The sequence below is a fragment of the Palleronia salina genome (assembly GCF_900141995.1).
Classification (GTDB): Bacteria; Pseudomonadota; Alphaproteobacteria; order Rhodobacterales; family Rhodobacteraceae; genus Palleronia; species Palleronia salina.
In genome coordinates this window covers 163,591-187,190 of sequence record NZ_FQZA01000002.1, presented here as the reverse complement: position 1 = coordinate 187,190, position 23,600 = coordinate 163,591, and the positions used below count along the sequence as shown (strand labels likewise).

Sequence of the window (23,600 nt, the reverse complement as noted above, 5' to 3'; positions counted from 1 at the left end):
CCGAGGGTGGTTTATGGTTCTGAAATGCGGGAATTTTTGGGCATAGGCTGCGGTCGTGAACGCTGCCCGAAGCGGAAACCGGTAAAGCCGCGACACGCCTTGCGCGCTCGATCTTGCAAGGCGTGTCGGACGGCTGCCTCCGCATGGCGCGTTGCTTGCGAGATGCTCAAGCGCCCGGGTTGCGGGCCGCCTTCAGCCCGCCGCAGCCTTTCCCTCGGCCGCCCAGATCGCGCCGCGGCGGATCATTTCGGTGACCTGGGGCACCTTCAGATCGTCCAGCTCGTGGCCGATGGAGCAGTAGAAGACGCGCCCCCTGTCCCACCGCCGGGTCCAGGTCACGGGGATCACGGTCCCCTCGATCCACCACAGGTGATCGCCCGAGAAGGTGGTGGTCGCCAGCACCTCGTTCGAGGGATCGACCAGCATGTAGTACTGCTCGGACCGCATCCGGAAGCTCTTGATGCCCTCGACCAGCGGGTGACCGGGTTTGCAGATCGTCACGTCGTAATCGATGTAATCCTCGCGCGGTTGCAGGTTGTCGGGCCATCCCGGCGGGTGGGCCACGAACTGTCCGCCGATAAGGAAGTGATAGGTCGGCCGGTCGCGGAACGCGTCGCCCATGTGACCGTGCCACCCGGCAAGACCGCAGCCATCGCCGATCAGCTTGAGCAGGCCGTCCTCCTGCGGTTTGGTCATGTTGCCGAACTCTTCCTGGTGGCCCGATCGGGCCGAGGACCAGATGGGCGTGATCAGGTCCAGATCGGCCAGCTCCTGGGGACGTTCGAGCGGTTCGAGCGTGTCGTAGATCGCGACTTCGAAACCGTTGTCCTTCAGCAGGGCTTCGTACCAGTCCGCGAAATGGGTCGGCGTGTGGCCTTCCCAGCCGCCGACGAACAGGGCTGCCTTCATTTGTTCTTCTCCCGCATGAAATTGAGGATCGATGCCATGTCCCGCCCGGCGAAACCGGCGGCGCTCGCCTCGGACAGCTTGGCGAGCGTCACCTTGCCCTGCGGCATCGCGATGCCCAGCCGGTCAGCCAGCGCCGCTGCGACGGTCATGTCCTTTTCGGCCAGCGAGACGGTGAAGGTCACGTCATGCGCGGCCTCGTCCAGGTAAAGCGGCCGGCGGTATTTCAGCATGGGCGCGCAAGCCGCCGACGCCTCGATCACGTCGAACGCCTTCTCGGGCGCGATCCCGGTGGCCTCGGCCAGGGTCATCGCCTCGGCCAGGGTCTGGTTGATACCGTGGATCAGGGAATTGACGGCCAGCTTCATCACCGCGCCCGACCCGACGGTGCCAAGGCAGATGGTCTGCTTGCCCATGGCGTGGAAAAGCGGGCGCAGGGGTTCGGCGTCCGCATCGGTGCAACCCGCCATGATCATCAGTGCGCCGTCGGCGGCCGCCTGCGTCGCGCCCGATACCGGGGCATCGATGACCTGCGTTCCGTCCGGCGCCTGCGCGGCGAGATCGGCGATGTGATCGGGGCTCATGGTGCCCATCTCGACGAAGATCGTGGCGCGGTTCCCTGCGAAAAGACCGTCGGGACCCATGTGAACGGCCTGAGACGACGCATCGTCAGCCAGCATCGTGATGACCACGTCCGCTTTCGAGGCAAGGTCGGCGGGGCTATCGGCGACGGCGCATCCAAGCTCGACCGCAAGGGCTTGGGCCTTGTCCGGCGAGCGGTTCCACAGAACAAGGTCATGGCCTGCCCGCGACAGGTTGCGCGCCATGTGGCCGCCCATGCGCCCCAGGCCGGCGAAACCGACGCGGCTCACGCGGGACCTCCGGTCAGTCGATCCGGTTTCGACAGGTTCATACCGATCTCCTCCCCCCCTGTGGACCCGTGGCGGACCCACCTTTCCGAGGGTAATGATCAAGTCGGCAGATAGGTGCGCCGCAATCTTTCCGATCTGGATGTTTCGATATCCAGTCTGGGGGATTTCGATCGCCCGGCGCCTTGCCTACGGCTCTTCCCGCAGGCGCGAACCTTCGGGCGGGGCAAGGCGGCTGTCGCGTTTCAGGCCCATGATGAAGCCGATGATCTCGGCCACCGCCTGCCAATGTTCGACCGGCACCTGGTCGTCGACCTCGACCGCCGCGTGCAGGGCGCGTGCCAGCGGCTTGTTCTCGATGATGGGCACCTCGTGTTCGCGGGCCAGTTCGCGGATGCGGGCGGCCATGTGGTCGGCACCCTTGGCGACGCAGACCGGCGCCTGGTCAACGCCCTGCTCGTATTTCAGCGCGACGGCGTAGTGGGTCGGGTTGGTCAGTACGACACTGGCCGTCGGGATCGCCTGCGCCATCCGCTGACGGGCGCGGGCCATCCGCAACTCGGCCCGGCGGGCGCGGATCTGCGGGTCACCCTCGCTGTCCTTGTGCTCGTCGCGGACCTCTTTCAGGGTCATCATCTGCTTCTTCTTCCACGACGACCGCTTCCAGAGGATGTCGGCCAGCGCGATGGGCACCAGCACCGACGCGGTGATCAACAGGATCCACCGAACCGAGGCGCCGGTTTCGGCGGTCAGGGTCTCGGGCACCAGCGATTCCGACTGGGCCAGTCGACCGGCCAGGTCCATCAGGGCCCAGCCCGAGATCACGCCGACGATCAGCACCTTGGCCATGTTCTTGCCGAACTCGACCAGCGCATCGGGTGAAAACAGCTTCGTGAAGCCCGACAGCGGGTTCAGCTTCTCGGGCTTGGGCTTGATCCGTTCCAGCGCGACGACGGTTTCGCCCTGCACCATGACCCCGAAAAGCGCGGCGGCGACCATGATCCCCAGGAGCGGCGCCAGCGCCAGGAAGGACCCGACGGACAGGGAATACATCACGCCGCCCACGTCCCGCACGCCGGCCGCATGGGTGCCGAGACCGATCTGCCCCGATTGCACGATAAGGCCGTGATAGAGACCGGAAAGCCGCGTCATCGCGGCGGGCGCGACGAAGATCACGCCCATGAGCAGCGCGAAGACCACCATCGCCGTCCCGGTCTCGCGCGACTGCGGAACGTCGCCTTTCTTGCGCGCGTCGCGCAATTTCTTGTCGGTCGGTTCCTCTGTCTTCTGTGACTTGTCCTGATCGTCCGACATGGCTCAGAACCCGAACGTCGTAAGCCAGTCCGAGAACGGCTGGAGGAAACCCATCATCATCGCCGGAATCGCCAACACCATCAGGCCCAGCGCCGCCGCGATCAGCAGCGGCTGGGCGACGAAGAACACCGGGAGCGTCGCCATCATGCGGTTGGCCAGACCCATGCCGATGTTCAGCACGACGCCCGCGACGAAGAACGGCGCGGCGATGGACAGGCCGATGTAAAGGCTCAACTGCGCCGCGCGGGCGAACTGGTCGGCAAGGCCCGCGATGGGCAGTTGCCCGACGGCGAAAACCTCGTAGGACATGACCAGCGAGCCGATGATCAGGTGATGCAGGTCGGTGATGAAAATCAGCGCCACGGCCCCCATCAGCAGCATCGCGGCCAGCGACGTGGCCCCCTGGAAGGCGCCGACATTCGGGGCGAGCGCGTTCGCCAGGCCCGACATCAGCGCGATCTGGTAGCCCGCGAACTGCAGCGCCGACAGCAGCGTCCGCGCCACCAGCCCGATCCACAGCCCCACCGTCACCTCGGCCCCGAAAAGAAGCGCCAGCGCCATGGGCCGTCCTTCCTCCATCGGGCCGATGCCCATGACGGGATACAGAGACGCGGCCAGCACCAGCGCGATCAGAAGACGCTCGCGCACGGGGATCGCCGTTTCACCAAAGCCGGGCATGAAGATCAGGGCCGATCCCAGCCGGGCGAAGACCACAAAGAACCCCAGGATGGTGGATGTCGCGAAGGCCTCGAGCCAGCTCATCGGGTCACGGCCCGATGGTGGCGACGGTCTTCAGCGCCGCCTTGCGGTGAATTTCGCCGTTCGAGATCACGGGCGTCATGGGGCTGACCCGTTCCAGCATCGACCGCACGAAGCGGCGCGCCTCGGGGGCCACCATGATCGGCGGCCAGCGGTCCTGCGTGGCGAAGGACTGGATCTCCTGCCGGGCGGCGAGGACGAATTCCTGCACGCGCTTGGGCGACATGACGAAGTTGCGCTCGTCTCCCGTCACGCGGATCGCCTCGATGAACTCGGTCTCCCAGGCGGGCGACATGGTGATGACCGGCATGAACCCGTCGTCGCCCATCAGGTCCTTGCAGATCTGCGCCGACAGCCGCTTGCGCACATGCTCGAGCACGAGGTCGACATTGGTCGTCTGGCGCGCGATCTCGGCGATGGCCTCGACAATCAGGGGAAGGTTGCGGATCGACACGCGTTCCAGCAGCAGGTTTTGCAGCACCCTTTGCAGCAGGATCGCGGGGCTGGTGGCCGGAAGGTCGGTCACCAGTTTCTGGTAATTGCGGTCCATCCCGTCGATCAGGTCCTTGACCATACCGTAGGTCAGGATGTCGGACATGTTTTCCTTCACGATCTCGGTCAGGTGGGTGATCAGCACGCTCTCGGGATCGACCACGGTCAGGCCGCGCCGTTCGGCCTCCTGCGCGGTCTTGTCGTCCACCCACAGCGCATCCAAGCCGAAGGTCGGTTCCTTCGTGGCCTCGCCCGGCAGGTCCAGCGGCGCGCCGTCGGGGTTGATGACCATCATCCCCTCGGCCCGGATCTCGCCTCGCGCGACCTCGACCCCATGGATCTCGACCGCGTAGGTCCGGCTGGGCAAGGTCGCGTCGTCGCGGATGCGCACAGACGGCATGTGGAAGCCGAAATCCTCGACGAAATGGCTGCGCAGGGACTTGATCTTGCCGGGCAGGATCGCGCCGGTCTTTCCCGCGAGGCTCAGAAGCCCCTCGCCCATCACGAGCCGCAGCTCGTCCAGCTTGGCGGGATCGTCGGCCTTCTCTTCGCTTTGGGCCGCGGCGGCGGCGTCCTTCGCGGCGGCCTCGCGCTCGGCCACGGCGGCGCGGGCGGTGGCCGCGTCCTGCAGGACATAGCCCATACCGGCGAGCCCGGCCGCCAGCATCGAGAAAATCAGCGTGGGAAATCCTGGCAGCAGGCCGATGCAAAAGAGCATGCCCGCCGACATGTACATGGCCTTTGGGAAGCTCGACAGCTGGCCCAGCACCGCCTCGTTCGCCGCGCCCTCGGTCCCGCCCTTGGTCACGATCAGGCCCGCGGCCAGCGACACGACCAGCGCGGGGATCTGGCTGACCAGCCCGTCGCCGATGGTGAGCGAGGTGAAGACATTGGCCGCGTCGCCCACGGGCATGCCGCGCTGGAGCACGCCGATGGCGATGCCGCCCAGCACGTTGATCAGCACGATGATGATGCCGGCCACCGCGTCGCCGCGCACGAATTTCGACGCACCGTCCATGGCGCCGAAGAAGGCGCTTTCGTCCTCCAGATCCTTGCGGCGGCGGCGGGCCTCGTCCTCGTCGATCAGGCCTGCGCCCATGTCGGCGTCGATGGCCATCTGCTTGCCGGGCATGGCGTCAAGCGAGAACCGCGCCGACACCTCGGCGATACGGGTCGAGCCCTTGGTGATGACCACGAAGTTGATGACGACGAGGATCACGAAGATCACCACGCCGATCACGAAGTTGCCCGCCACGATGAAGCGCGAAAAGCCTTCGATCACGCCGCCCGCCGCCGACATGCCGGTGTGCCCCTCCGACAGGATCAGCCGCGTCGAGGCGACGTTCAGCGACAGCCGCAGCATGGTGACGACCAGCAGCAGCGTCGGGAACGAGTTGAACTGGAGCGGCTTCGGGATCCAAAGCGCGACCATCAGGATCAGCACGCTGACCGACAGCGACAGGGCCAGACCCAGGTCCAGCAGCATCGGCGGCAGCGGCAGGAACAGGATCGCCAGCACCATGATGACGGCCAGCGCGAAGCCCACGTCCTTGCCCGCGCCGAGACGCAGGAAACGTGCGCCGATGGTATCGGGCGCCATGCTCATCTGTTCACGCTCGCAAGCAGGGGGCTGACCTCGCCCCCGGAGTAAAGCGTGCCGCGTCCCCCGCCGCCCAGCTGCGCGCCCCAGCCGACCACGCCGAAATGGGCCGAGGGGGCGCTGTGACGGTGATAGGGCGGCGCCGCGGCCACGCGTTCGCGGATCTCGGCCACGCGGGACTGCGCGCGCGCCACATTGCCGTCCAGCCGCGCCAGGTACTTGTCGCGAAATTCGGGCGCGCGGGAGTGATAGGCGCCCGCGGCCGCGCGCCAGCTGCCCAGCTCGACCGCCAGGCGCTTCAGGAAACGGGCGGAATAGTCCACGTTCAGCTGCGGATCGAAGCCCTCGTCCAGGTCGGCGAAGGCATCGGGATGCCAGCGGAGGTTGATCTGCATGCAGCCCACGTCGATCGAGTTCACGCCCTGCGACTGGCGCAACCGGACGAAGTCCTGCGCCTCGGCCTCGGTGTCGAACAGCCGGCCCTCACCTGCCGCGTTGACGGCGAAGGGCCAGACGGTGGTCTTGCCGCGATGGGTCGTGCCCGCCTCCTGCAAACCGATGGCCAGAAGCAGGTTGTTGGGGATGTCGTGGCGAGTCTGCGCCGCGAGGATCTCGCGCAGACAGACGGTCCCGGCGGCGATTTCGGCCGTATCGTGCGGACCGGTCGCCTCGGACGCGGTCATGTTGTGGCCGCGGCGCACGGTCTGACCGGACTGGGCGGTCGGTTTCGCGCCGTAGAAGGCGCGCCAGCCATCGGCGGCTTGCGCGGGAACGGCCAGCGCGAGGGCCAGCAGGGTGACGGCCAGCAGCCTCACAGCCCGCCCCGGCGGATCAGGTCGAAGATCGTGTCCGAAAGCCCGTTCAGCGTCGCGTACATGAAGGGCATCGACAGCAGCAGGCCGAAGAAGATCGCCACGATCTTCGGCACGAAGGTCAGCGTCATTTCCTGGATCTGCGTCAGCGCCTGGAAGAACGCGATACCCAGGCCGATGATCAGCGCGATCGCCAACACCGGAAGCGAGGCCAGCAGCACGGCCCACACGGTGTCGGACAGGATGTCATAAGCCTGCGTCTCGGTCATCAGATCGGCATTCTCAGCACTTCCTGGTAGGCCTCGACGAAGCGGTCTCGCACGGACACGGCGACTTCGACGGTGGATTGCATCGCAAGGACGGCCTCGACCACTTCCTGCGTGCCGGCCTCGCCGCGCAGTCCGGCGGCTGCGACCTCTTCGCCGCTGCGCACCTTTTCCACGGCGGATTGCGCCGCGTCCTGCACCATCTCGGCAAAACCCGAAGCGGCGTCCTTGGCCGCGTTCGACTCGCCCCCTTGCAGGGACCGTGACGACGCGTAGGCACCGCGCACAAGTCCGGACGAGATCATGGACGGATCGGTCATCACGCGCCCCTTACTTCAGCAGGTCGAGCATCTGGCCGCGCATGCGGCGGCCGGCTTCGAACAGGTTCATGTTGGCCTCGTAGCTGCGCGATGCCTCGCGCATGTTCGCCATCTCGAGCACCGGGTCGACGTTCGGCCGTTTCACGTAGCCATCGGCATTGGCCGCCGGGTGGCTGGGGTCGAAATGCAGCTGGAACGGGCTGTCGTCGCGGCCCACCTGCCCGATCTCGACCCCCGTGGCGCCGGTGTCGCGGTCGAGCATCTGCTCGAACGTCACGGTCTTGCGGCGATAGGGGTCGGAACCGGGTGTCGTGCCGGTGCTGTCGGCGTTGGCGACGTTTTCCGACACGATGCGCAGGCGTTCGGTCTGCGCGGTCATGCCCGAGGCGGCGATGCGGGCGATGGCGCTGAGCGGATCCATGTCTCGTTACCTCTTTCTCACCGACATCGACAGCATCTCGAACCCCTTGCGGTAGAGCTCGGTCGCCAGCCGGTGCTGGTCGGCGATCTCGGCCGCCCGGATGGCCTGGTCTTCCAGGTCCACGCCGTTGCCGTCGATGGTGCGGATCACCGATGCGCGGTCGGTGCCCTCGCGGACGCTCGTGTTCGCGGGCCCGCCCGATCCAGTGATGTGGCGCGGGTCCGTCGTGGCCAGTCGCACGGAGCCGGTGCGGCTGCCCTGCAACATCTCGGCGAAGCCGCTGACGTCCTTGGCGCGGTAATCGGGGGTGTTGGCGTTGGCGATGTTCTCCGCCGTCACCTTCTGGCGCGCCGAAAGCCAGCTCAGCCGGTCGGACGCCAAGTTGAAAAAGGATAGATCGGTGATGCTCATCTTGATTTTATCCTGTATCTATCCTTTAGATGCCATGGATAGCCTCGTCGGTCTAGGAGTTATTCATGAGCACGACTTTCTCGGAACTGACGAGCTTTGCGCGCAACGCCGGCGAAGCGCGGATCAGCGGCGAGGTGGCGTCGATCACCGGCATCAGCCTGACCGCCACGGGGATCGAGCGCGCGGTGGGCATCGGCGCGCGCTGCATCGTGCGCGGCCGTCGTGGCGCCGTCCGGGCCGAGGTCGTGGGCATCGGCCCGCGCGGAACCGAGCTTCTGCCCTTCGGGTCGTGGCAGGGGGTCAGCGCGGGCGACACGGTCGAGGTCGATCCGGTCAGCGACGCGATCCGCCCCGATGACCGCTGGGTGGGCCGGGTCATCAATGCCGCCGGGCAGCCTATCGACGGCAAGGGCCACCTGCACGAAGGGCCGCGGTCCCGCCCCACCCGTGCCGAGCCGCCAAATGCCTTCGCCCGCCGCCGCATAGGGCCGAAACTGCGCACCGGCATCCGTGCGCTCGATATCTTCGCGCCGCTTTGCCAAGGGCAGCGCATCGGCATCTTCGCGGGCTCGGGGGTCGGTAAATCGACCCTGATGGCGATGATCGCGCGCGAGACCGAGGCCGATGTCGTGGTCATGGCGCTGGTGGGCGAACGCGGCCGCGAGGTGCAGGATTTCATCACCCGTGACCTGGGCGAAGAAGGACTGGCGCGGTCGGTGCTGGTGGTGTCCACCGGTGACGAGGCGCCCCTGTCCCGCCGCCAGGCCGCGTGGACCGCCATGGCGGTGGCCGAGCATTTCCGCGACCGCGGCAAGCACGTGCTGTTGCTGATGGACAGCGTCACCCGCTTCGCCATGGCCCAGCGCGAGATCGGTCTTGCCAGCCGCGAGCCCCCGACGACCAAGGGCTATCCGCCCACGGTGTTTTCGGAACTGCCGCAGCTTCTGGAACGGGCCGGCCCCGGGTCGGGCGACGCGGGTGATATCACCGCGATCTTCACCGTGCTGGTGGACGGCGACGACATGTCCGACCCCATCGCCGATGCGGTCCGCGGGATCACCGACGGGCACGTCGTTCTGGACCGCGCCATCGCGGAAAAGGGACGATATCCGGCCATCGACGTGCTGACATCGGTGTCGCGGACCCTGCCCGCTGCGCATACCGACGCGCAGAACGCGGTGCGCCGCGCCGCGCACGCCGCGCTGGCGAGCTACGAGGACATGGCCGAACTGGTGCGGATCGGGGCCTACAAGCCGGGCAGCAATCCCGATCTCGACCACGCGATCGAGCTGGCCGCGCGGGTCGATCCGTTCCTGACCCAGGGGCCGCATGACGTGCCCGGTGACGAGGATACGTTCGCGTTGATGGCCGGTCTGTTGGACAGCAGCGGGATCAGCCTGGATCCCGGCCGCTAAGCCACCGACACGGCGGCCGCGAAGTAGTCGGGTTCGCTGTTCGACTGGCCGGTCACGAACAGTTGTGCGACGGCGTAGATCAAGGCCAGCACCAGTATCGCAAGGCAAAGCCAGTCGATACTGTGGTTGGGCAGCGTGTTCAGGGGCGGCTGGTTGGGACGCATCGGTCCGGCTTTCACTAGAAGCTCGTCCAGCCAATTTCTTCGGCCATGATGTACCATCGCGGACGGTCCCGGCAAATCTTCGGCTCGACCGCGAAAAGAAAAAGATTTCAATCACTGTTCCGGAGTAATCCCGGACCGCCAATCGGCGCGGGGTTGCGAAGCGTGCAGGCCGGTTCCCGCCGGGACGTTTTTTTCGACAAAGGCACGGCCCCGCTTAGATCACTGGGCAACCGCACCTGCCGCCAGGATCCGTCCCCGTGACTTCCAGACTTTTCTCGGCCGCAGCCCTGACCGGGCTGATCGCCACCGCATTCGCCGTTCCCGCCCAGGAGCAGGACCAATCGTCCGCCTCCGGCCCGTCCATCGAGCTGCCGCTCGTCGGCGAGGTCCCGGTTCCCGCCTTCATCGGCGAGCTCTTCGGGATCGAGGCGCAGGCCCAAGGCCAGCAGCAAGGCCAGGGCCAGCAGGCGCCCCCCGCCGTGGTCTTCGAGGTGGCCGAGCAGAGATCGGTCGGCGAGGTGTTCGAGTTCCTGGGCCGGATCGAGCCGATCGAGCGCGTCTCGGTCCAGGCGCGCGTGCCCGGTTTCATCGACGAGGTCGCCTTCCAGGGCGGACAGGACGTGGCCGAGGGCGACCTTCTGTTCCAGATCGACACCGCGCAATACGACGCGGCGCTGCAATCGGCCGAGGCGCAGCGTGCAGCGGCACAGGCGCGATTGGAAAACGCCGAACGCAGCCTGGAACGGGATCGCGGCTTACGCGAATCCGGCACCGTCGCCGAGGCGGTGCTGGACGAAAGCCAGGCCGCGTTCGAGCAGGCGCGCGGCACGCTTTTGCAGGCCGAGGCGGCGGTGCGGCAGGCGCAGCTGGATCTGGACTACACTTCGATCGAGGCGCCCATCGACGGCCGCATGTCCGAGCCGTTCGAGACGCGCGGCAACTATGTCAACGCGGCCGAGGGACCGCTGGCCGACCTGATCCAGATGGACCCGATCTGGGGGGTCTTCGCGTTGGGCGAGAACCGATTGATCGCGTGGCAGCGGCTGGGCATCGGTCAGGGCGACACCGCCCCGATCAGTGATCAAGCTCAGGCAGACAGCGACGATGCCAGCGCGGAAGCCGGGTCCCCCTCTGCCGGGGACGACACGCCTGATATCTCTGAATACGATCTCAACCTGATCCTGCCCGACGGATCGCCGTACGATGCCGCCGGGTCGCTGTCCTTCGTCGGCAACAGCGTCGATCCGCAGACGGGCACGGTCGAGGTGCGGGTGGAGTTTCCCAATCCCGACGGCCTGCTTCTGCCGAACCAGAACGTGACGCTGAGGGTGACCGAGGCCGATCCGCCCGAGCTGCCCGTGATCCCGCAGGCCGCGGTGCAGTTGGGTCGCGATGGGCAGGCCGTCTGGGTGGTGCGCGACGACGACACAGTGACGCGCCTGCCGATCGAAACCGCTGCGGCCCGCATGCCCGGCATGGTCGCGGTGACATCGGGTCTCGAGGGTGGCGAACGGGTCATCACCCGCGGCTCCATGCGGCTGCAGGACGGCGCGACGGTCGATCCGCGCCGGGGCACGGGCACGGACGGGGCCCCGGGGCAATGATTTCGAAGCTGTTCATCGACCGGCCGCGGCTGTCCGCGGTCATCAGCCTCGTGCTGGTCATCGCGGGCGGCATCTCGATCTTCGCGCTGCCGATCACGCAGTACCCAAACATCTCGCCCCCGACCGTGCAGGTCAGCGCCGCCTACCCCGGCGCCGACAGCACCGTGCTGGCCGAAACCGTCGGCGCCCCGCTGGAGCGGGCGATCAACGGGGTGGACGGGATGATCTACATGTCATCCTCGTCCTCGAACCAGGGGACCTATTCGCTGTCGATCACCTTCGAGATCGGCACCGACCCCGACATCGCGCAGGTCAATGTCAGCAACCGCGTGCAGCTGGCCACGCCGCAGCTGCCGACCTCGGTGGTCGACCAGGGGGTGACGGTGACCACGCAAAGCCCGAACTTCCTGGCCGCCGTGGCCTTCCCCGTGGACGCCGAGAGTGACCTGAGCCTGATCGACGCGGCCAGCTACGTCTCGACCAACGTCACCACCGCGCTGCAACGGATCAACGGCGTGGGCAATGCGTCGGTGCTGGGGCCGTCGAACTACGCGCTGCGGATCTGGACCGACCCCGGCAAGATGAGCGCGCTGGGCCTGTCGCCCGCCGACATCACCAATGCCGTGCGCAGCCAGAACCTGGCCGCCGCGCTGGGCCAGGTGGGCGCCGCGCCCGCCGTGGACGGACAGGCGCTGGTCTATACCGTGACGTCCAGTGGCCGGTTCTCGGACCCCGCGCAGTTCGAGGACGTGATCCTGCGATCGGGCGAAAACGGCGGCATCGTGCGGCTGCGCGACGTGGCCCGGATCGAGCTCGGGTCGCAGGACTACTCCAGCAATTCGTTCCTGAACGAGCGGCCGAGCCTGACCGTGCAGGTGAACCAGGCCCCGGGCGCCAATGCCCTGAACACGATGGAGCAGGTGCAGGGTGAGCTCGACCGGCTTCAGGATTCGTTTCCCGAGGGGCTGAGCTACGAGGTCATCTATGACACGACCGACTATGTCCGGATCACGATCGAGGAGATCCTGAAGACCCTGCTGCTGACGGCGGGGATCATCGTGGTCGTGGTGTTCGTGTTCCTGCAGGGATTCCGCTCCACGATCATCCCACTGATCGCCATTCCCGTGTCGCTGATCGGGACCTTCGCGCTGCTGCTGGCCATCGGGTTCTCGATCAACGTCATCACGCTCCTGGCGCTGATCCTCGCCATCGGGCTGGTGGTGGACGACGCCATCCTCGTGGTCGAGAACGCCCGCCGCATCATGGAGGAATCCGACCTGACCGGCCGGGCGGCGGTGACCAAGGCCATGGGCGAGATCACGGGGCCCATCATTTCGACCACCCTGGTCCTGCTGGCCGTGTTCCTGCCCACGACACTGCTGCCGGGCCTGTCGGGGCAGCTTTACCGGCAATTCGGGCTGACGCTGTCGATCTCGGTCCTGCTGTCGTCACTGGTGGCGCTGACGCTGACCCCGGCGCTGTGCGGGTGGCTTCTGCAAAGCACGGGCAAGCCCTGGGCGGTCTTCAAGCCGTTCAACTGGGGACTGGACAAGGCCCGCAACGGATACGCGCGGGTGGTCGAGTTCTTCGTGACGAAGGGCATCCTGACCCTGGCGGCGCTGGGCGCGGCCATCGCCGTGGCCGGCTGGGCCTATACCTCGCTGCCGACGGAACTGGTCCCGTCCGAGGACCAGGGGGCCATCTTCGTGGACGTGTCCCTGCCCGACGGCGCGTCCCTGCAACGCACGACCGAGACGATGCGCGAGATCGGCGACATCATCCTGGACACCGACGGCGTGGACTCGGTCATCCAGGTGGCGGGCTTCAGCTTTCTCGGCGGGTCGCGGTCCTCGGTGGGCATCGCCATCGCGACACTCAAGCCATGGGGCACGCGGCGCGACCTGTTCCCGATCCTGGGGCAGCTGAACGCGCAGTTCCAGACGATCCCCGGCGTGCAGATCGCCGCCTTCCCGCCCCCCGCGATCCCCGGCACCGGCAGCGTCGGCGGCCTGAGCTTCGAGGTCCTCGCGACCGAGGGCCAGCCCGCCGAAGAGGTCGCGCAGGTCGCGCGTTCCTTCGTGCAGGCGGCCAACCAGCGCCCCGAGATCGGCGGCGTGCGCACGACGTTCTCGGCCGACGTGCCGCGCATCTTCGTCGACGTGAACGCGGACCGCGCGGCGCAGCTGGGGCTGAGCGTGGCGGATGTCTATTCCACGCTGGGACAGACCCTTGGCACCGGGTTCGTGAACCAGTTCATCTACGAGGGCCGCGTCTACCAGGTGCGGATCCAGGCCGACGCGCCCTTCCGGTCCGAGCCCGAGGATATCACCTCGCTCTACGTCCAGAACGCGGCGGGCGACAACGTGTCGATCAGCGACATCGCGACCCTGCGGACTGAGTTCGGGCCATACATCCTGCCGCGCTTCAACCTGTTCACCACCGCGTCGATCAGCGGCAACCCCGCCCAGGGGGCATCGTCGGGCGAGGCGCTGCAGGCGCTGGTCGAGGTGGCCGAGGCCGAGCTGCCCGATGGCTACAGCTACCAGTTCTCGGGCGCGTCCTACCAGCAGCAGCAGGCCGGCAACGCGGCGGTCTATGCCTTCGTGCTGGCCTTCATCTTCGCCTACCTCTTCCTCGTGGCGCAGTTCGAGAACTGGCTGCAACCGCTGGCCGTCATGCTTTCGGTCATGGTCGCAATGGCCGGCGCCACAGTGACGCTGCTGCTGACCGGGTTCACCGCGAACCTGTACGCCCAGATCGGCATGGTGATGCTTGTCGGGCTGGCGGCGAAAAACGCGATCCTGATCGTCGAATTCGCCTCGGCCCGGCACAAGGAAGGCATGCCCATCACCGAGGCCGCGATCCTCGGCGCGCGGCAACGCTATCGCGCGGTGATGATGACGGCGCTGGCCTTCGTCTTCGGCATGGTGCCACTGGTCCTCGCCACCGGTGCGGGCGCCGCGGCGCGCAATGCCATCGGGACCGCCGCGCTGGGCGGCATGGCAGCGGCGACCTTCCTGGGGATCCTGATCATCCCGGCGCTTTACGCGCTGCTCGAACGGGCCGGCGAAGGCAAGCGCGGGGTGTTCTGGGGCCGCGAAAAGGCCGACGAGGACGCGCTGGAGAACGCGCCCGACAGCGTTCGCCGGGCCTGAGCCATGGTGCAACCGGTCGCCATGCCGGTTGCACGGTGCGTGCCGATGACTAGGTATGCGCAACACTCAACGGCACTGGACCGCGCATGACCGACCTGACCCCCCGCGAAATCGTCTCCGAGCTCGACCGCTTCATCATCGGCCAGAAGGACGCCAAGCGCGCGGTCTCGGTGGCTCTGCGCAACCGCTGGCGCCGCAAGCAGCTGGCGCCCGAGATGCAGGCCGAGGTCTATCCCAAGAATATCCTGATGATCGGACCCACCGGCGTCGGCAAGACCGAGATCAGCCGCCGCCTGGCCAAGCTGGCGCGCGCGCCGTTCCTGAAGGTCGAAGCGACAAAGTTCACCGAGGTCGGCTATGTCGGCCGGGACGTGGAGCAGATCATCCGTGACCTGGTGGAACAGTCCATCACCATGACCCGCGATCACATGCGTGACGAGGTGAAATCCACCGCCGAGGCCCGGGCCGAGGATCGCGTGATCGAGGCCCTTGCCGGCGAGAATGCGCGCGAGTCCACGCGCGAGATGTTCCGCAAGAAGCTGCGCGCCGGTGAGCTGGACGCCACCGAGATCGATATCGAGGTCAGCGACACGTCGAACCCCATGGGCGGCATGGACATCCCCGGCATGCAGCCCGGCGGCAACATGATGAACCTGGGCGATCTGTTCGGCAAAGCCTTCCAGGGCCGCACGGTCCGCAAGCGCGTCACCGTCGCCGACAGCTATGACCTGCTGCTCAGCGACGAGGCCGACAAGCTGCTGGACGACGAGACCGTCACCAAGGCCGCGGTCGAGGCGGTCGAGCAGAACGGCATCGTCTTCCTGGACGAGATCGACAAGGTCTGCGCCCGGCAGGACGCCCGCGGCGGCGAGGTCAGCCGCGAGGGCGTGCAGCGCGACCTGCTGCCCCTGATCGAGGGCACGGTGGTGTCGACCAAGCACGGGCCAATCCGCACCGACCACATCCTGTTCATCGCCAGCGGCGCGTTCCACGTGGCCAAGCCCAGCGACCTGCTGCCCGAACTGCAGGGCCGCCTGCCCATCCGGGTCGAGCTGCGCGCGCTGACCGAAGAGGACTTCGTCCGCATCCTGACCGAAACCGACAACGCCCTGACCCGGCAATACGCCGCGCTCATGGGCACCGAAGAGGTCAAGATCACCTTCACCGACGACGGCATCGCCGCCCTCGCCCGCATCGCGGCCGAGGTGAACCAGTCGGTCGAGAACATCGGCGCCCGGCGCCTTTACACCGTGATGGAACGCACCTTCGAGGAGCTGTCCTTCGAGGCGCCCGACAAGGCAGGCACCGAGATCACGGTGGATGCCGCCTTCGTCGAGGACCACCTGGGCGAACTCAGCCGCTCGACCGACATGTCGCGCTACGTGCTGTAGGTCTTCTGTGTACCGGCCCGGGCAGCGCGGAATCTGACCCGGGTCTCCGTTTCGGGTCTTTCCATTGGTCGCGTCCGGCGCGATAGCGGGCCATGGGCTTTTTGAATTTCCTTCGCGCGAATGCGCCCTTTCTCACCGTGGGCGTGTTGCTGACCTTCTGCTCGTCCTTCGGGCAGACCTTCTTCATCTCGGTCTTCGCGGGGCAGATCCGCGACGAGTTCGGGCTGTCGAACGGCGACTGGGGGTTTCTCTACTCGGTCGGCACCACGGCCTCGGCCATTGTCATGGTCTGGACCGGCATCCTGACCGACACGTTCCGGGTGCGGGTGCTGGGGCCACTGGTCCTGATCCTGCTGGCGGTGGCGTGCCTGTCGATGGCGATGGCGCAAAGCTGGTGGGCGCTGGTCTTCACCGTGTTCGCCCTGCGCTTCTGCGGGCAGGGCATGGCGACGCTGGTGGCGACGGTGGCGATGGCGCGCTGGTTCGTCATGTCCCGTGGCAAGGCCCTGTCGATCAGCAAGCTGGGCGTGTCGCTGGGCGAGGCGTTCCTGCCGCTGATCTTCGTGGCGCTGATGGCGGACATCCCGTGGCGCAACCTGTGGATGTGGTCCGCCGTCGGTGTGCTGGCCTTCGTGCCGGTGCTGCTGCCGCTGCTGCGGCTGGAACGCACGCCGCAATCCATCGCGATGGACGACCAAAGCTTCGGGATGCGCGATCTGCACTGGTCCCGCGCCATGATGCTGCGTCATGGCCTGTTCTGGCTGATGGTCCCTGCCCTTCTGGCGCCCGCCGCCTTCGGCACCGCCTTCTTCTTTCACCAGGTGCACCTGGCCGACGCCAAGGGCTGGAGCCACGTGGGCCTGGTCGCGCTGTTCCCGATCTTCACCGCCTGCGCGACGGTGACCATGTTCGGCTCGGGCTGGATCGTGGACCGGATCGGCACGGCGCGGCTGATGCCGACCGTGGTGCTGCCCATGGCCCTTGGCTTCGCCGGGCTGGCCTTCGCGCCGTCGCTGCCCTGGGCCGCGGTGTTCATCGGGCTGATGGGCTTCACGCAAGGTCTGAACAACACCGTGCCGAACGCCTTCTGGGCCGAGTTCTATGGCACGCGGCACTTGGGCGCGATCAAGGCGCTGGCCACCGCCATCATGGTGCTGGGCACGGCTATCGGCCCCGCTTTGACCGGGGCGTTCATCGACCTCGGGCTCGACCTGCCGCAGCAGATGCTGGGGATCGCGGCCTACATGCTCGGCGCGGCGGCCCTGGTGGCCATTGGGGTCGGGCGGTCCGCCGGGTCACTTCCCCGGGCGGCGCAGGTACACGTAGAACGCCCCTGAGCCACCATGGGCGCGGTGCGCCTCGGTCACCTGCAGCACGGCGTTGCGCAAGGCCCCCTGCCCCAGCCATTGCGGCACCTGGTGGCGCAGGGCCCCGCGCCGCATGGGCATCGGGCCGTCGGTGTCGCGATCCCGGCCCTTGCCGGTGATGACCAGCACCAGCCGCTTGCCCGCCGCGTGCGCGTCGAGGATGAAGCCATTGAGCCGGGGATGCGCCTCGGCCAGGGTCAGTCCGTGCAGGTCGATCCGCGCCTCGACCCGCAGCTTGCCGCGCTTCATCCGGCCGAAGGCTTTGGCGTCCATGCGGACGGGCTGCGCGCGCAGCTGGTCCGAAAGGCCGGGTTGCAGGTCGTGGCGCGCCGCGGTCTGCGGTACGGCCCCGCCGATGCGAAAACCGCTGAGGTCGGTGTGGGGACGCGCGGGTGCCTTGGCCGTGCCGGCCCTGGACGGGGTTGCCGGCTGCGCCGGACGTTCGGACCGCCGGTCGGGATGCATGGGCGCGGTCTGGCGGGCGACCTGCTGCCACAACGCCTCTTCGTCGGGGCGCAGCCGGCGGGGTTCTTTGCGGCGGGACATCAGAATTCCTCGGCCAGCGCGAGCGCCCGCTGGATGGGGAGCAGCACGATCATGCGGCCCGTATCCTTGACCCGGCCCGCGCGGCGCCCGGCCTCTTCGCCGGTGCCGAAGAAGATATCGGCCCGCTGGGCGCCCTTGATCTGCGACCCGGTATCCTGCGCGATGGTCAGGCGTTTCAGCGGATCCCGCCCGCCCTTCTCGATCCAGACCGGCGCGCCTAGGGGGACGTAGGCCGGGTCGACCGCGATCGACCGCAAGTTGGTGATCGAGCGGTTCATCGCGCCCAGCGGTCCGCGATCGGCCGGAACCTCGGTCACTTCACGGAAGAACACGTATGACGGGTTGTGGTGCAGAAGCCGCCGGCCTTCTTCGCCGTTGCGGCGCACCCAGCTTCGGATCACCTGCGCCGACACCTGGTGCGGCTCGTATTCGCCGCGACGCACCAGTTCCATGCCCACGGACCTGTAGTCATGCCCGTTCTTGCCGCCGTATCCCACGCGCAGCGCGGTGCCGTCGTCCAGCCGCACGCGGCCCGACCCCTGGATCTGCAGGAAAAATACGTCCACCGGGTCATCGATCCATGCGATCTCGAGCCCGCGACCGGCAAGCAGATCGCCCTCCTCGATCTCGGCACGGCTGAGCCACAGCCCCTCGCGCCCCTCGTCCGGAACCCGGTAGAGCGGGTACTGATACGGCCCGCCGCGATAGCGCGAGCCGCGCAGCTCGGGCTCGTAATACCCGGTGAACAGCATCGGGTCACCGTCCTCGATCAGGACGGGACGGAAGAACAGTTCGAAGAAACGGCGGGCGTCGGTCTGGTCGGCGGCAACACGGCAGAGGCCACGCCAGTCCAGGTCGCGCATGTCGCCGCAGGTGTTCAGGAAGACGTCCAGTGCCGCGCCGTGGTCGTCCTGCGCCCAGCCGTTCAGATCATCGAAGCGCAGGATCGTATGGGTCGGCTCGGGCCGAGGCGGCTCGGTCGCGAAAGCCGTGCCCACGAGAGGCACGGTCAGAAATAGCGCGGCCAGGAGCCGCCGCATCACTCGCCCGTCGCGACCAGCACCCAGTTCGGGTCGTCCGAGCCCATGGTGCGGGCGAACGTCCAAGTATCGCGCTGGCGCTTGATCTCGTTCGGGTCGCCCTCGATGATCTCGCCCGCGCTGTCGCGCACGGCGACCGTCAGCTCGACCAGGAAACGAACGGTCAGTTCGGCCTCCTTGGTGTCGCGATCGTACCGCGCTTCGTACAGTTCGACATCGCGGACGCCCACGATCTCGCTTTGCACGGTCAGACCCTTTTCCTTGCGATCGGCCAGGACCTGGTCGAACGCCTCGGCCACGTCAGGGTCGAGAAATCCACGCACGTCGGAAATGTCGCCGTTCTCGAACGCGCCGAGGATCATCTCGTAGGCGCCACGTGCGCCACCAAGAAATTCGCCCACGTTGAAGCCCGGCTCGGCGATCTTCATGCCCGCCAGCGACTTGGCGCTTTCCGAGCCCTCCTCGACGTGATCGGTGATGTCCCGGTCCGGGCCGCCCTCGATGACTTCGAAATCACGACGACCGCGGCCGAGAGACTTCTCGGTCTCCTCGCGGGTCAGGGGTGGGTTCTCGAACCCGTCGCGCGTGCCGAGCGCATTGCGCAGGCGCAGGATCAGAAAAATCGCGATACCGGCAAGGACCAGCAACTGGATGACGGCAGAACTCATGGGACCTCGAATCCGCGTTTTCGGGGGCGCGTCATGGCATACCCCGGGTTAAGTTCCTATGTAGGGTCACGAAAGGGTCGAGTCCACCGGCCCCCCGCCTGTGAAGGAGCCCGCCATGTGGTTGTTCGCGTTGTTCGTCGGCATTCCGCTGATCGAGATCGCACTGTTCATACAGATCGGTGGCTTTATCGGCCTTGGCTGGACCCTGGCGATCGTCGTGCTGACCGCCCTGGCGGGCACGGCGCTGGTCCGGTCGCAAGGCGCGCTGGCGATGAACGAAATCCGGCGGTCTTTCAACGACTTGCGTGATCCGACCGAGTCGCTGGCGCAGGGCGCCATGATCCTGTTCGCCGGTGCTCTGATGCTGACACCGGGCTTCTTTACCGACGCGGTGGGGTTCTCGCTTCTGGTGCCGGCCGTCAGACGCGCCGTGTTCCGGTTTCTGCGGGACCGGATCGAGGTGCGGCAATTCACCCAAGGCCCCGGCCCGCAGGGCCCCGGGCCGGATCCGCGGCGGCGCGGCGGGCAGCCGCGGCGCGACGGCGTGATCGAAGGCGACTACGAGGAAGTCGAGATCAAGGACCCCGATCCGAACCGCCGTCCGTCCGGCTGGACACGGCATTGAGGCGCTCATAGCCATCTGCTAGCTAAGCCACGACAATTTTCTCGGAGGAGCCCCATGGCTGAAAACGAACCGCAAGATACGACCGCAGCCCCGCAGAACAACGCCAACGGACAGACCCCCGCGCAGCCGCAACTGCGCCCGCTGGGCCAGTTCATCCGCGACCTGTCGTTCGAGAACATCCTGGTCTCCAAGACCATCTCGGGCGAGGTGAAGCCCGATGTGTCCGTGCAGGTCAGCCTCGACGCGAAGAAGCGTGGCGAGGACAGCGGCCAGTACGAGGTCATCGGCAAGTTCAAGATCACGTCGAAGAACAAGGGCTCGGAAGAGACCCTGTTCCTGATGGAGCTGGAATACGGCGGCGTGTTCGAGGCGAAGAACGTGCCCGAGGAACAGCTTCACCCGTTCCTGCTGATCGAAGGCCCGCGGCTGATGTTCCCGTATATCCGCCGAATCGTGTCCGACGTCACCCGCGACGGCGGTTTCCCGGCGCTGAACCTCGAGCCCATCGATTTCGTGGCGCTCTACCGCCAGGGCATCGCCCAGCGTCAGGCCGCACAACAGGCGCAGGCCGCGGATACGCCCGCCAACTGAACCCGGTCGGCCGTCAGGCCTTGGACCAGATTGCAGCGTCGCCCAACTTGGCCACGAAGGCCGTGTGGGCGGCGCTTTCTTCTTCCGTCAGCTTCGATGGCAGCGGCCTGGCCCGCGGGCGCGGACGCCACGTATCACGCATTTGGCCGTCGTCCTTCGGCCCTTCGTCCGATCCCAGGCCGAAATCCGGCTGACGCCCCCCGATAAGCTCGAGATACACGTCGGCCAGGATCTCGGAGTCGAGAAGCGCGCCGTGCAGCGTGCGGTTCGAGTTGTCGATCCCGAAACGCCGACACAGCGCGTCCAGCGACGCGGGTGCCCCAGGAAACCGCCGCCGTGCAATCGCAAGCGTATCGACGGCCTGATCCATGGGCAGCAGTCGCGCGCCCATCCAGCCCAGTTCGGCATTGAGAAATTTCATGTCGAAGGCGGCGTTGTGGATCACCAGCTTCGCGTCGCCCACGAAATCCAGGAACGCCTGGCCTACCTGCTCGAAGACGGGCTTGTCGCGAAGGAAATCGTCGCCCAGCCCGTGCACCTCGAAGGCCGATTGAGGCATCGAACGCTTCGGGTTGATGTACTCGTGAAACGTCCGTCCCGTGGGCACGTGGCCCATCAGCTCGACCGCGCCGATTTCCACGATCCGGTCGCCCTGCTCGGGCTCGAACCCGGTGGTTTCGGTATCAAGAACGATTTCGCGCATGGCGGCCTTTCCGGATTTCGTCAATCAGCATGGCGATGGTCGCCCGCGTGTCGTCCATGTTCAAGCTGGGAATGATCACGTCGGCGCGGGCACGCTTCTCGCCGTCGGGCATCTGTTTCGACAGGATGCGATCGAAGTGATCCTCGGTCATGCCCGGTCTGGACAGCACCCTGTCGCGTTGGACTTCGGGCGGGGCGGAGACGACGGCGACAAGATCGAACGCGTCGGGCGACCCGGTCTCGAACAACAGCGGGATATCGAGGACGGCAATATCGGAATCGCAGGCGTCGATGAAGGCCGCGCGATCCTCGGCCACCAGCGGATGCACCACGGATTCGATCCGGGGCAGGGCGGACGGGTCGGCCGCGATCCATTCCTTCAGCGCGGCGCGGTCAACGGCACCGTCCCTGATCGCGGCAGGGTGCAGGGCGCGCATGGGCTCGACCGCGGCCCCGCCTTCGGCATACAGGCGGTGCACCGCCGCGTCGGCGTCCCAGACCGGCACGCCCATGTCCCGGAACATCGCGGCGGCCGTTGACTTGCCCATGCCGATGGAGCCGGTCAGCCCGATCAGGAACGGTCGGTTCATGCCGAAAGGACGGCCTGCCGCACGTCTTCGTCCACCTCGGGGCGTTCGCCGAACCACCGCTCGAAGGCCGGGACCGCCTGGTAAAGCAGCATGCCCAACCCATCGACCGTGCGACAGCCGCGCATGCGCGCGTGTTCCAGCAGGGCGGTTTCAAGCGGGGTATAGACGATGTCGGTGACCAACGCGTCGCGCGACAACCCGTCCAGCGGCACCCGGAAATCGGCCTTGCCGGTCATGCCCAGGGACGTGGTATTGATGACCGTCGCGGCATCGTCCAGCGTGTTGCCGGCCTGCACCCAGTCGTAAACCGTCAGCTTGGCACCGAATTCCTTGCGCAGCGCCTCGGTCCGGGTGCGGGTGCGGTTGGTGATGCGGATCTCTGGCACGCCGGCGTCGATCAGCGCGGTGATGACCGCCCGCGCCGCACCGCCCGCGCCGAACAGGGCCGCGGGCCCGTCCGACGCGCGCCAGTCCGGCGCGTTCTGGCGCAGGTTCTCGATGAAACCGAACCCGTCTGTATTGTCGGCGTGGATCCGCCCGTCATCGCGAAAGGTCAACGTGTTCGCGGCCCCTATCAGGGCGGCGCGGTCGGTCACGTGATCGGCCAGGTCCAGCACCGACTGCTTGTGCGGGATGGTCACGTTCACCCCGCGGAACCCCATTCGGGGCAGGGTGCGCAGGACCTGCGCAAGGTCCGACTGCTCGACATGCAGCGGAACATAGTGCCCGCGCAGGCCGTGCCGCTTCAGCCAGTAGTCGTGAAGGGCAGGGGACTTGGAGTGGGCGATGGGCGCACCGATGACGCCGGCGACGGGGATTTTTTCGTCTGTCATACGGTCAAACTGCCCCGGTCGATCAGCCACGACAAGAGCGGGATCATCGGCAGGCCCAGCACTGTGAAATAGTCGCCCTCGACCGCACGAAACAGGCGCATTCCCTCCTCCTCGAGCTTGTATCCGCCCACGCTGTGGCGAATGCTGTCCCAATTTCGCGACACGTAGTCGTCGATGAAATCGTCGCTGAGCGCGCGCATGGACAGGCGCACGGTGTCGACGAAGCGCCAGAGCGGCTCTCCGTCCTCGTATGCGACCACGGCGGACAGAAGGTTGTGCCGCATGTCCGACAGGCGGCGCAGCTGGGCACGGGCATCGTCGGGATCGCGCGGCTTTGAAAGAACTTCGCCCTTCAGCGACAGCACCTGGTCGCACCCCAGCACCAGCGCACCGGGATGCTTCAGCGATACCTTGCGCGCCTTGGCCTCGGCCAGCGCGTCGGCGATGTCCCGCGGGGCGGCGCCTTCGGCCGCTAGGGAAAGTTTCACACTCTCTTCATCAATGCGTGCGACCACTGTCTCGAAGCTCAGGCCAGCCTGCCGAAGCAACTGCGCTCGGATCGTCGAGCCGGATGCGAGGATGAGGTTCATGGGATAAGTCCGGGATAAGGGGCGGGCGAAGACAGGGTGAATCCGCGGAAATGTGTCGTCCGCCGGATAAGCGGCGATCTACACCACCCGCCGCCGGGTTTCATCCCCGTGTGCGAACGCCGCGACCGAGGGAGGGACAAGAACGGGTT

The 23,600-nt window shown here is 67.0% G+C and carries 25 protein-coding genes; 7 read left to right on the top strand and 18 right to left on the bottom strand.

The genetic code is table 11. The features are described 5' to 3' along the window. Positions 1 to 192: 192 nt before the first annotated feature. From BUB76_RS03770 to flgB, 10 genes are all read right to left on the bottom strand, one after another. Positions 193 to 909, bottom strand: a complete 717-nt coding sequence (locus BUB76_RS03770) for a ThuA domain-containing protein (RefSeq protein WP_073126896.1) — start codon at positions 907 to 909, stop codon at positions 193 to 195. Continuing rightward, positions 906 to 1,778 carry an NAD(P)-dependent oxidoreductase gene (locus BUB76_RS03765; protein WP_236737848.1) on the bottom strand — a complete coding sequence of 291 codons (873 nt, stop codon included), beginning with the start codon at positions 1,776 to 1,778 and terminating at the stop codon, positions 906 to 908. Before BUB76_RS03765 ends, BUB76_RS03770 begins: the two co-directional genes overlap by 4 nt. A gap of 186 nt (positions 1,779 to 1,964) precedes the next feature. Continuing rightward, positions 1,965 to 3,089 (bottom strand): EscU/YscU/HrcU family type III secretion system export apparatus switch protein, encoded by a 1,125-nt coding sequence (locus BUB76_RS03760; RefSeq protein WP_073126894.1) that lies wholly within the window; start codon positions 3,087 to 3,089, stop codon positions 1,965 to 1,967. 3 nt (positions 3,090 to 3,092) lie between these two features. Next, on the bottom strand, positions 3,093 to 3,851 hold the full coding sequence (locus BUB76_RS03755) for a flagellar biosynthetic protein FliR (RefSeq protein WP_073126892.1): 759 nt from the start codon (positions 3,849 to 3,851) through the stop codon (positions 3,093 to 3,095). 4 nt (positions 3,852 to 3,855) lie between these two features. Then, entirely contained in the window at positions 3,856 to 5,946 is a 2,091-nt protein-coding gene (gene flhA, locus BUB76_RS03750; protein WP_073126890.1) for a flagellar biosynthesis protein FlhA, read from the bottom strand. Beyond that, positions 5,943 to 6,755 carry a transglycosylase SLT domain-containing protein gene (locus BUB76_RS03745; RefSeq protein ID WP_073126888.1) on the bottom strand — a complete coding sequence of 271 codons (813 nt, stop codon included), beginning with the start codon at positions 6,753 to 6,755 and terminating at the stop codon, positions 5,943 to 5,945. The genes flhA and BUB76_RS03745 overlap by 4 nt, the downstream gene beginning before the upstream one ends. After that, a complete protein-coding gene (gene fliQ, locus BUB76_RS03740; protein ID WP_073126886.1) occupies positions 6,752 to 7,021 on the bottom strand; it encodes a flagellar biosynthesis protein FliQ in 270 nt (89 codons plus the stop codon). The genes BUB76_RS03745 and fliQ overlap by 4 nt, the downstream gene beginning before the upstream one ends. Further along, positions 7,021 to 7,338 (bottom strand): flagellar hook-basal body complex protein FliE, encoded by a 318-nt coding sequence (fliE, locus tag BUB76_RS03735; RefSeq protein WP_073126884.1) that lies wholly within the window; start codon positions 7,336 to 7,338, stop codon positions 7,021 to 7,023. The genes fliQ and fliE overlap by 1 nt, the downstream gene beginning before the upstream one ends. 10 nt (positions 7,339 to 7,348) lie before the next feature. Further along, on the bottom strand, positions 7,349 to 7,759 hold the full coding sequence (flgC, locus tag BUB76_RS03730) for a flagellar basal body rod protein FlgC (RefSeq protein WP_073126882.1): 411 nt from the start codon (positions 7,757 to 7,759) through the stop codon (positions 7,349 to 7,351). A 6-nt stretch (positions 7,760 to 7,765) separates the two neighbouring features. Continuing rightward, the gene (gene flgB, locus BUB76_RS03725; RefSeq protein WP_073126880.1) at positions 7,766 to 8,170 is read right to left on the bottom strand and encodes a flagellar basal body rod protein FlgB; all 405 of its coding nucleotides are present in this window, start codon (positions 8,168 to 8,170) and stop codon (positions 7,766 to 7,768) included. A gap of 65 nt (positions 8,171 to 8,235) precedes the next feature. Between flgB and fliI the strand changes: the two genes are divergently transcribed. Beyond that, positions 8,236 to 9,585: a flagellar protein export ATPase FliI gene (gene fliI, locus BUB76_RS03720; protein WP_073126878.1), complete on the top strand. Its 1,350-nt coding sequence runs from the start codon at positions 8,236 to 8,238 to the stop codon at positions 9,583 to 9,585. Here fliI and BUB76_RS17875 read toward each other — a convergent pair. Beyond that, complete coding sequence (locus BUB76_RS17875) at positions 9,582 to 9,749, bottom strand: hypothetical protein (RefSeq protein WP_175481684.1); 168 nt, start codon at positions 9,747 to 9,749, stop codon at positions 9,582 to 9,584. The two genes, fliI and BUB76_RS17875, sit on opposite strands and share 4 nt — an antisense overlap. Positions 9,750 to 10,006: 257 nt before the next feature. Between BUB76_RS17875 and BUB76_RS03715 the strand changes: the two genes are divergently transcribed. The 4 genes from BUB76_RS03715 (at position 10,007) to BUB76_RS03700 (ending at position 17,236) form a co-directional block, all read left to right on the top strand. After that, on the top strand, positions 10,007 to 11,353 hold the full coding sequence (locus BUB76_RS03715) for an efflux RND transporter periplasmic adaptor subunit (protein ID WP_073126876.1): 1,347 nt from the start codon (positions 10,007 to 10,009) through the stop codon (positions 11,351 to 11,353). After that, positions 11,350 to 14,508 carry an efflux RND transporter permease subunit gene (locus tag BUB76_RS03710; RefSeq protein WP_073126875.1) on the top strand — a complete coding sequence of 1,053 codons (3,159 nt, stop codon included), beginning with the start codon at positions 11,350 to 11,352 and terminating at the stop codon, positions 14,506 to 14,508. The genes BUB76_RS03715 and BUB76_RS03710 overlap by 4 nt, the downstream gene beginning before the upstream one ends. A gap of 86 nt (positions 14,509 to 14,594) precedes the next feature. Beyond that, positions 14,595 to 15,899, top strand: coding sequence for an ATP-dependent protease ATPase subunit HslU (gene hslU, locus BUB76_RS03705; RefSeq protein WP_073126873.1), 1,305 nt, complete (start codon positions 14,595 to 14,597; stop codon positions 15,897 to 15,899). A gap of 92 nt (positions 15,900 to 15,991) precedes the next feature. Then, a complete protein-coding gene (locus BUB76_RS03700) occupies positions 15,992 to 17,236 on the top strand; it encodes an MFS transporter (RefSeq protein ID WP_073126870.1) in 1,245 nt (414 codons plus the stop codon). Here the strand turns inward: BUB76_RS03700 and BUB76_RS03695 are convergent. The 3 genes from BUB76_RS03695 to BUB76_RS03685 are packed head-to-tail and all read right to left on the bottom strand — an operon-like array spanning position 17,195 to position 19,520. Continuing rightward, positions 17,195 to 17,812, bottom strand: coding sequence for a Smr/MutS family protein (locus BUB76_RS03695; RefSeq protein WP_073126867.1), 618 nt, complete (start codon positions 17,810 to 17,812; stop codon positions 17,195 to 17,197). The genes BUB76_RS03700 and BUB76_RS03695 overlap by 42 nt on opposite strands. Further along, entirely contained in the window at positions 17,812 to 18,852 is a 1,041-nt protein-coding gene (gene mltA, locus BUB76_RS03690; protein ID WP_073126865.1) for a murein transglycosylase A, read from the bottom strand. The genes BUB76_RS03695 and mltA overlap by 1 nt, the downstream gene beginning before the upstream one ends. Continuing rightward, complete coding sequence (locus tag BUB76_RS03685) at positions 18,852 to 19,520, bottom strand: Tim44/TimA family putative adaptor protein (protein WP_073126863.1); 669 nt, start codon at positions 19,518 to 19,520, stop codon at positions 18,852 to 18,854. The genes mltA and BUB76_RS03685 overlap by 1 nt, the downstream gene beginning before the upstream one ends. A gap of 115 nt (positions 19,521 to 19,635) precedes the next feature. Between BUB76_RS03685 and BUB76_RS03680 the strand changes: the two genes are divergently transcribed. Continuing rightward, positions 19,636 to 20,145 carry an FxsA family protein gene (locus BUB76_RS03680; protein ID WP_073126860.1) on the top strand — a complete coding sequence of 170 codons (510 nt, stop codon included), beginning with the start codon at positions 19,636 to 19,638 and terminating at the stop codon, positions 20,143 to 20,145. A gap of 54 nt (positions 20,146 to 20,199) precedes the next feature. After that, positions 20,200 to 20,736 (top strand): protein-export chaperone SecB, encoded by a 537-nt coding sequence (gene secB, locus BUB76_RS03675; protein ID WP_073126858.1) that lies wholly within the window; start codon positions 20,200 to 20,202, stop codon positions 20,734 to 20,736. Positions 20,737 to 20,749: 13 nt separating this feature from the next. Here the strand turns inward: secB and dnaQ are convergent, their stop codons facing one another. Genes dnaQ through BUB76_RS03655 form a run of 4 tightly spaced genes read right to left on the bottom strand, consistent with a single transcriptional unit; the run spans position 20,750 to position 23,451 of the window. After that, positions 20,750 to 21,439, bottom strand: a complete 690-nt coding sequence (gene dnaQ, locus BUB76_RS03670) for a DNA polymerase III subunit epsilon (RefSeq protein ID WP_073126856.1) — start codon at positions 21,437 to 21,439, stop codon at positions 20,750 to 20,752. Next, a complete protein-coding gene (coaE, locus tag BUB76_RS03665) occupies positions 21,420 to 22,028 on the bottom strand; it encodes a dephospho-CoA kinase (RefSeq protein ID WP_073126853.1) in 609 nt (202 codons plus the stop codon). The genes dnaQ and coaE overlap by 20 nt, the downstream gene beginning before the upstream one ends. Continuing rightward, a complete protein-coding gene (locus BUB76_RS03660) occupies positions 22,025 to 22,861 on the bottom strand; it encodes a shikimate dehydrogenase (RefSeq protein ID WP_073126851.1) in 837 nt (278 codons plus the stop codon). The genes coaE and BUB76_RS03660 overlap by 4 nt, the downstream gene beginning before the upstream one ends. After that, the gene (locus tag BUB76_RS03655; RefSeq protein WP_073126849.1) at positions 22,858 to 23,451 is read right to left on the bottom strand and encodes a Maf family protein; all 594 of its coding nucleotides are present in this window, start codon (positions 23,449 to 23,451) and stop codon (positions 22,858 to 22,860) included. Before BUB76_RS03655 ends, BUB76_RS03660 begins: the two co-directional genes overlap by 4 nt. Between the last annotated feature and the right edge of the window lie 149 nt (positions 23,452 to 23,600).